General features: G+C 73.7%; 7 protein-coding genes. All 7 read right to left on the reverse strand.

All coding sequences use genetic code 11. From position 1 onward, the window contains the following. Position 1: 1 nt before the first annotated feature. Positions 2 to 664, reverse strand: a complete 663-nt coding sequence (locus AB0C99_RS05625) for a response regulator transcription factor (RefSeq protein ID WP_362469680.1) — start codon at positions 662 to 664, stop codon at positions 2 to 4. Beyond that, on the reverse strand, positions 661 to 1923 hold the full coding sequence (locus AB0C99_RS05630) for a histidine kinase (protein WP_362469737.1): 1263 nt from the start codon (positions 1921 to 1923) through the stop codon (positions 661 to 663). Before AB0C99_RS05630 ends, AB0C99_RS05625 begins: the two co-directional genes overlap by 4 nt. 144 nt (positions 1924 to 2067) lie before the next feature. Continuing rightward, the gene (locus tag AB0C99_RS05635; RefSeq protein WP_362469683.1) at positions 2068 to 2937 is read right to left on the reverse strand and encodes an alpha/beta hydrolase; all 870 of its coding nucleotides are present in this window, start codon (positions 2935 to 2937) and stop codon (positions 2068 to 2070) included. A gap of 95 nt (positions 2938 to 3032) precedes the next feature. Further along, the gene (gene kynU, locus AB0C99_RS05640) at positions 3033 to 4223 is read right to left on the reverse strand and encodes a kynureninase (RefSeq protein ID WP_362469685.1); all 1191 of its coding nucleotides are present in this window, start codon (positions 4221 to 4223) and stop codon (positions 3033 to 3035) included. Continuing rightward, positions 4216 to 5070, reverse strand: a complete 855-nt coding sequence (locus AB0C99_RS05645) for a tryptophan 2,3-dioxygenase family protein (protein WP_362469688.1) — start codon at positions 5068 to 5070, stop codon at positions 4216 to 4218. Before AB0C99_RS05645 ends, kynU begins: the two co-directional genes overlap by 8 nt. A 117-nt stretch (positions 5071 to 5187) precedes the next feature. Then, entirely contained in the window at positions 5188 to 5817 is a 630-nt protein-coding gene (locus AB0C99_RS05650; RefSeq protein ID WP_362469691.1) for a DUF3152 domain-containing protein, read from the reverse strand. 300 nt (positions 5818 to 6117) lie between these two features. Continuing rightward, positions 6118 to 6531, reverse strand: coding sequence for a DUF3151 domain-containing protein (locus AB0C99_RS05655; protein ID WP_362469692.1), 414 nt, complete (start codon positions 6529 to 6531; stop codon positions 6118 to 6120). Positions 6532 to 6675: the final 144 nt, after the last annotated feature.

Raw genomic sequence — 6675 nt, forward strand, 5'->3', positions numbered from 1 at the left:
CTCAGCCACCGACCTGGACCAGCCGCGCCTCGTACGCGAAGACCGCCGCCTGCGTCCGGTCCCGCAGGCCCAGCTTCACCAGGATCCGGCTGACGTGCGTCTTGATCGTGGACTCGGCCACCACCAGGTGGTCGGCGATCTCCACGTTCGACAGGCCCTGCGCGATCAGCACCAGGACCTCCGTCTCGCGCTCGGTCAGCTCCCCGATCTGCGCCATCGCGGGCGGCCGGGGGGAGACCGCCGAGCGGGCGAACTCGGTGATCAGGCGCCGGGTGACGGTCGGCGCGAGCAGCGCCTCGCCCGCCGCGACCACCCGGACCCCGTCCGCGAGCTGCCGGGCCGAGGCGTCCTTCAGCAGGAAGCCCGAGGCCCCGGCGCGCAGCGCCTGGTACACGTACTCGTCGAGGTCGAAGGTGGTCAGCACCAGCACCTTCGCGTCGGCGTCGGCGGCCACGATCTCGCGGGTGGCGTCGATGCCGTTCAGCTCCGGCATCCGGATGTCCATCAGGACCACGTCGGGGCGGAGCGCGGCCACCTGGGCGACGGCCTCGCGCCCGTTGACGGCCTCGCCGACCACCTCGATGTCCGGCATGGCGCCCAGCAGCACCGAGAAGCCCTCGCGGACCATGATCTGATCGTCGACGATCAGCACGCGGATGGTCATTCGGCGGCCTCCTCACGGGGCACGGGGATGTACGCGGTCACGGCATATCCTCCCTCGTCGGTCGGCTCGGCCGTCATCTCGCCGTTCAGCATGGCGACCCGCTCCCGCATCCCGGTGATGCCGTGGCCCGCGCCCGGCGACGGCTTCACGAGCCCGCGCGCCGGGCCGTTCGCGATCCGCAGCCCGATCCCGCCGAGCACGTGGCTCACCTCGACCTTGGCGGCGGCGCCGGGGGCGTGCCGCAGCACGTTCGACAGGGCCTCCTGCGCGATCCGGTACGCCGAGAGCTCGACGCCCTGCGGCAGCTCGCGCACCGCGCCGACGACCGTCAGCGTCACGTCGAGCCCGGCCTCGCGGACGTTGCCGACCAGGCCGTCGAGGTCCGCGAGGGTCGGCTGCGGGGCGTCGGGCGCCTCGTAGTCCTCGGCGCGCACGACCCCGAGGACCCGGCGCAGCTCGGTCAGGGCCGCCACCGCGTTCTCGCGGATCGTCGCGAACGCCTTCTCCAGCTCCGGCGGCGGGTTCTCCACCCGGTACGGGGCGGCCTCGGCCTGGATCGCGACCACCGACATGTGGTGGGCGACGACGTCGTGCAGCTCACGGGCGATGGTGGTGCGCTCTTCGAGCAGGGTGCGCCTGGACCGCTCGACCGCCGTCACCGACTGCTGGGCGGTGACCTCCTCGGCGGCCTCCCGGCGGACCTGCCGGAGGCTGACGGCCAGCAGCACGAGCGCGGAGAAGAACAGCAGCTGGGGGGCGTCGTTGGTGCGCCCGAGGCCGAAGAGGAAGGTGGCGAAGAAGGCGTACCCGGCGGTGATCAGCCACATCCCGGCGGCCGTACGGGGACGGGTGCGCATGGCCACGACGGTGAGGACCACGAGGTGGCCGGCGAGGGAGTTCGGCTCCCAGGGCCACATTCCGGAGAACCCCGCGTACGCGAGGAACGGGGTCGAGGCCAACGACACCCAGAAGGCGAACACCGGGCGCACGAGGGTCAGCAGCACCGTCGCGGCGGGAAGACCGGAGAAGAGCATCCCGCGCAGCCCGTAGCCGCCTCCGCCGGCCACGTAGCCGATGCCGAACACGATCACGGCCAGCGCCACGACCAGGGCGTGCGGCAGCAGTCCCAGATGGATCCGTATCCCCTCCGGGAGGAAACGGACCGGGCCGCGGTCCGTGTTCATGCGGGCCAGCGGGCGGTACGCGTTGGCGTCGTCGAGAAGGTCCGCCCGCAGCCCGCCGAGCGCCTTCTTCGTCATGCGGAGCTCGGGGCTGCCGCCGGTTTCGGGGGTCCTGGTCGTCGAAGTCACCCGACCACCGTACGGGCGGGCCGCGCCGCCGGTCGTCCGGCTGGATACGGATCCCGGGGGGTCCGCCTCAAGGACTACGCGGCCCCGCGCGGGCTACCAGGCGAGCTGGGCGATCTCCTCCGCGACCACCGCGCAGGCGTCCGCGGCCGGGTCGATCAGCGGGAAGTGCCCGGCGTCCTCCAGCAGCGTGAAGCCGACCGTCTCGCCCGCCTTGGCCGCCGCCTCGACGTAGGACTCGGCGACGGCGGCCGGGACGACGGTGTCCTCACGGCCCTGGACGACGGTGGTGGCGATCCCGGTGGGCAGCAGCGCGGCGGGATCGGCGAAGACGAACCGGCCCGCCGACTCCCCCGCCCCGCCCAGCAGTTCGGTGACGGCCCCGCCGCACACGTCGAGCTCCACCGCCCGCGCGAAGTGCGCGATCGGCGCGAGCGCCACGACCCCGCGCAGCGCCGGCGGCGCGGGCAGCCGCCAGGGCGAGCCGGCCGGCAGCACATGCCGGGCCGCCGCCCAGAGCGCGAGGTGCCCGCCGGCCGAGTGCCCGGTCAGCACGATCCGGCGCGGGTCCGCAGAGGGCAGCGCCGCGGCCGCCAGGTCCGGTACGGCGTCGAGCGCGGCGGCCACGTCGTCGAAGGTCTCCGGCCAGCGCCCGGCCACCGGCCCCGTACCGCCCTGCCGGGGGATCCCGCCGCCGCGCCGGTACTCGACGTTCGCCACGGCGAAACCGCGCCGGGCCAGGAAGTCCACGAACGGGGTCAGGTGCCCCCGGTCGTACGGGGCCCGCCAGGCGCCGCCGTGCAGGGCGACCACCAGCGGCGCGCTCCGGCCGCCGTCGCGCGGGGCGTAGAAGTCGACGACCTGGTCGGGATGGGCCCCGTACGCGGCCGTGGCGTCCGGGACGACGGCCGGGTGCGAGAGGGCCGAAGCCTCTTCGGCGGCGTCGCGCGCGGCGGGGTCCGGCATGATGCTTCCAACCTCTCGGATACGCGGCCGAATTGGCCTGACCTGCGGGGACCGTACCAGGAGTCCGGCACCCGCCGATCAGGCGATCATCGGACCTATCCGGCCAGCACGTCCCCGAGCACCCGCGCCGCCCGCTCCGCGTCCGCGAAAGAGACGTACAGCGGGGTGAAACCGAAGCGGAGGATGTCCGGACGGCGCAGATCGCCGACCACTCCGCGCCGGATCAGCTCCGCCATGACCTCGGGCGCCTCGGCACAGCGCAGCGCGACCTGGCTGCCCCGCTCCGCGTGCGCCTCCGGCGTCAACGGCTCGACCCGGCCCGCGGGGGCGTAGGCCCGCACGCACTCCAGGAAGAAGTCCGTCAGCGCCAGCGACTTGGCCCGCACGTCCTCGATCCGCACCCCGTCCCAGACGTCGAGCGCCGACTCCAGGGCGAGCGTGGACAGGATGTCGGGGGTGCCGACCCGGCCCCGGACCGCGCCGTCGGCGGCCTCGTAGCCGGGGGTCATCCCGAACGGGTCGGCGTGCGAGTTCCAGCCCGGCAGCGGCGAGTCGAAGGCGGCCTGGTGGCGCTCGGCCACGTACAGGAACGCGGGCGAACCGGGCCCGCCGTTCAGGTACTTGTAGGTGCAGCCGACGGCCAGGTCCACCCCGTGCGCGTCGAGCCCGACGGGCAGCGCGCCCGCGCTGTGGCACAGGTCCCACACGGCCAGCGCGCCCGCCGCGTGGAGCGCGGCGGTGATCCCGGGCAGGTCCTGGAGCCGCCCGCTGCGGTAGTCGACGTGGTTGACGAGGGCGAGCGCGGTCCGCTCCCCCGCCGCGTCCGCCAGCTCACCGGGCGCGCACGGCACCACCCGGTGCCCGGTCATCCGGGCGGCGGAGGCGGCGATGTACCCGTCCGTGGGAAAGGTGGTGGCGTCGACGAGGATCTCGTCCCGCCCCTCCCCCGCGAGGCGCGCCGCCGCGACCACGGCCTTGAACACGTTGACGCTGGTCGAGTCGCCGACCACGATCCGCCCGGGGGCGGCGCCGACGAGGGGCGCGATCCGGTCGCCGACCCGCTCGGGCGCGGTCCACCAGCCGGACTCGTCCCAGGAGCGGATGCGCAGCTCGCCCCACTCGCGGGCGACGACCTCGGCCATCCGCGCCGGCACGTGCGCGGGGAGCGCGCCGAGCGAGTTGCCGTCGAGGTAGACCCCGGAGTCGAGGACGAACTTCTTCCGGTGCGCGGCGAGTCCGTCGCCGGCGTCCAGTTCGGCGGCCCGCGCCGCGAGGTGCTCAGACATGGCTGCGCGCCGTCCACAGCTCGGGGAAGACGTTCTTCTGGGCCCGCTTCTCCAGCCAGGCCACCCCGGCCGACCCGCCGGTGCCGGTCTTGGACCCCATGGCCCGCCGGGTGGCGACCAGGTGATCGTTGCGCCAGCGCCACACGAGCTCGCCGACATCGCTCAACGCCTCGCCGAGCCGCACGAGTTCGGCGTTCTGGTCGGCATCGGCGTAAACGCCCGCCCAGACCCGCTCGACCTCGGGATGCGGCTCGTAGCGCAGCGCCAGATCCCGCCCGAGGACCTCCTCGGGCACCGCCAGCCCGCGCCGGGCGAGCAGCCGCAGCGTCTCGTCGTAGAGGCTGGGCTCGTGGAGCGCCTTCTCCAGCTCGGCGTGGACGCGGGGCGCGCCCCGGTGCGGCACCAGCATGGACGCCGACTTCTCGCCGAGCAGGAACTCCATGCGCCGGTACATCGCCGACTGGAACCCGGAGCCCTCGCCGAGGGCGCCGCGGTAGGAGTTGAACTGGGCGGGGGTGAGCTGGGCGAGCGGGCGCCAGGAGGCGTTGAGCGCCTCAAGCTCGCGCACGGACCGCTTGAGCGCGTCCCGGGCGACGCCCAGGTCGTCCTCGCGCAGCGCGCGGGCGGCGGTCTCCCACTCGTGGACGATCACGGTGAACCACAGCTCCATGACCTGGGTGGTGACCAGGAAGACCATCTCGCCGGGGTCGTCGGAGCGCAGGTGCTGCAAATGGGTCAGTACGTCCGCCTGGACGTAGTCCTCGTACGGCGTGGTGCCCGCGAAGTCGAGATTCGGGTCATCGCTGACCGAACCGGCTCCGGAGGCATCGGGGGGAAAGGCCGACATCGCTGTCTCCTCGGTACGTGCTACCGGGTAGCGGTCCGCTCCTACCGTGCCGTCTTGCGGCACGGGAGCCCCGGTCCCCTCGGAAGGCGTGCTCCGTCGCACGACCTCCCAAGCGCATCATGACACGGCGGGCCCGGCGATGTAGATCCCCTCTTCGTCATACGGAAACGCATTCGACCGGCATCCGCCCAGCCCCTTGATCTGCTGCATCATCACGGGCGCGAGCCTGCCCGGACCCGGGCAGCCCAGATGGCGGCGGATGCCGATCTCGTGCCCGATCTCGTGGTTGATGATCAGATGCCGGTACGCGCGGGGCGTCCCCGCGAAGGTCGGGGAGCCCAGCGTCCACCGCCGCAGATTGACGACCACGCCCTCGGCGGTCTCGCAGTTCAGCTCGCCGTGGGTGTCGAAGCCGCTCTCCCGGCAGAGCCGGTCGGCGGTGTCGGGCGTGGCGATCCGGATGACGAAGTCCGCCTCGTCCGCCACGAGCTGGAACCGCCCCCGCCCGTGCGCGCCCCAGGACCGCGGATGCGCCAGGATCCCCTGGATCTCCAGGGCGACGTCACCCGCCACCAACTCGATCCCGTCCTCGACCTGCACCCGGAAACGCCGCAGCTCCCCGCCCCGGCCCACGACGGGCCCGACGGCCCTGGCGGTGTTGAAGACCCCGTCCCCGCCCCGGGGCACCCCGGCACGGGACGGCGCGGGAGCGGGCTCGACGGGCCCGCCGGAGGTGATCCGAGGCAAGGGCGCCGTGGAAACGGCGACCCGCGGCCCACTCCCCCCCGAGGTATCCCACCCCAGGTGAATAAGAAGAAGCCCCCCGCACCCAGCACACACACGAGGCAGCAGACGAACCAACCCCGCCGCTTCCGAGCACCACGCCTACCCAAGACGGCCTTCTCCCGGACAAGGGCCGGATGGGAGGGGGAGGAGCTCCGGCCGCTGGGACAACGGTCCGCAGGATCGTACCGACCAAGCCGAACACCCTCGAACAACTCAAGGAGTCTGTCCGAAACGAACCCTCCCCCTCCCTCCCCCGAAACGTCAGCCCAGGGTGTCCGCGGCGGTCTCCGAAGAGTCCCGCAGGAAGGTGCTGCAGCGCTCGTACTCGTCCTTCTCGCCGATGTCGCCGGCCGCGCGGGCCAGGGCGTGCAGGGCGCGCAGGAAGCCGCGGTTCGGCTCGTGCTCCCACGGCACCGGGCCGTGGCCCTTCCAGCCGTTGCGGCGCAGCGCGTCGAGGCCGCGGTGGTAGCCGGTACGGGCGTAGGCGTACGACTCGACGACGCTGCCCCGCTCGTAGGCGTCGTCGGCGAGCTGGGCCCAGGCGAGCGAGGAGGTCGGGTACTTCGCGGCGACGTCGGCCGGCGCGGTCCCGCCCGCGAGCAGCTCGCGCGGCTCCGGGTCGTCGGGCAGATGGGTGGGGGCCGGTCCCCCCAGGAGGTTCTCGTGGATGGCCATGCGCCCAGTCTGCCTCAGGACCCGCCAAGCTCAGGACGGCGACGGACGCGAGGGGGCCGGAGCGGGGGCAGGGGTGTCCGGACGTGGCGGCGCCAGAAGTCGAGGAAGGGGCGGCCGTGCTCGTCGAACAGGCGGCTGCCCGTG

This window comes from Streptomyces sp. NPDC048659 (genome assembly GCF_040650575.1).
In the GTDB taxonomy this organism is placed as follows: Bacteria; Actinomycetota; Actinomycetes; order Streptomycetales; family Streptomycetaceae; genus Streptomyces.

Bases quoted from the DNA above. Each gene is read 5' to 3' on its own strand.
- AB0C99_RS05625 (WP_362469680.1), bottom strand. From the start codon at position 664: ATGACCATCCGCGTGCTGATCGTCGACGATCAGATCATGGTCCGCGAG.
- AB0C99_RS05630 (WP_362469737.1), bottom strand. From the start codon at position 1,923: ATGACGAAGAAGGCGCTCGGCGGGCTGCGGGCGGACCTTCTCGACGAC.
- AB0C99_RS05635 (WP_362469683.1), bottom strand. From the start codon at position 2,937: ATGCCGGACCCCGCCGCGCGCGACGCCGCCGAAGAGGCTTCGGCCCTC.
- kynU (WP_362469685.1), bottom strand. From the start codon at position 4,223: ATGTCTGAGCACCTCGCGGCGCGGGCCGCCGAACTGGACGCCGGCGAC.
- AB0C99_RS05645 (WP_362469688.1), bottom strand. From the start codon at position 5,070: ATGTCGGCCTTTCCCCCCGATGCCTCCGGAGCCGGTTCGGTCAGCGAT.
- AB0C99_RS05655 (WP_362469692.1), bottom strand. From the start codon at position 6,531: ATGGCCATCCACGAGAACCTCCTGGGGGGACCGGCCCCCACCCATCTG.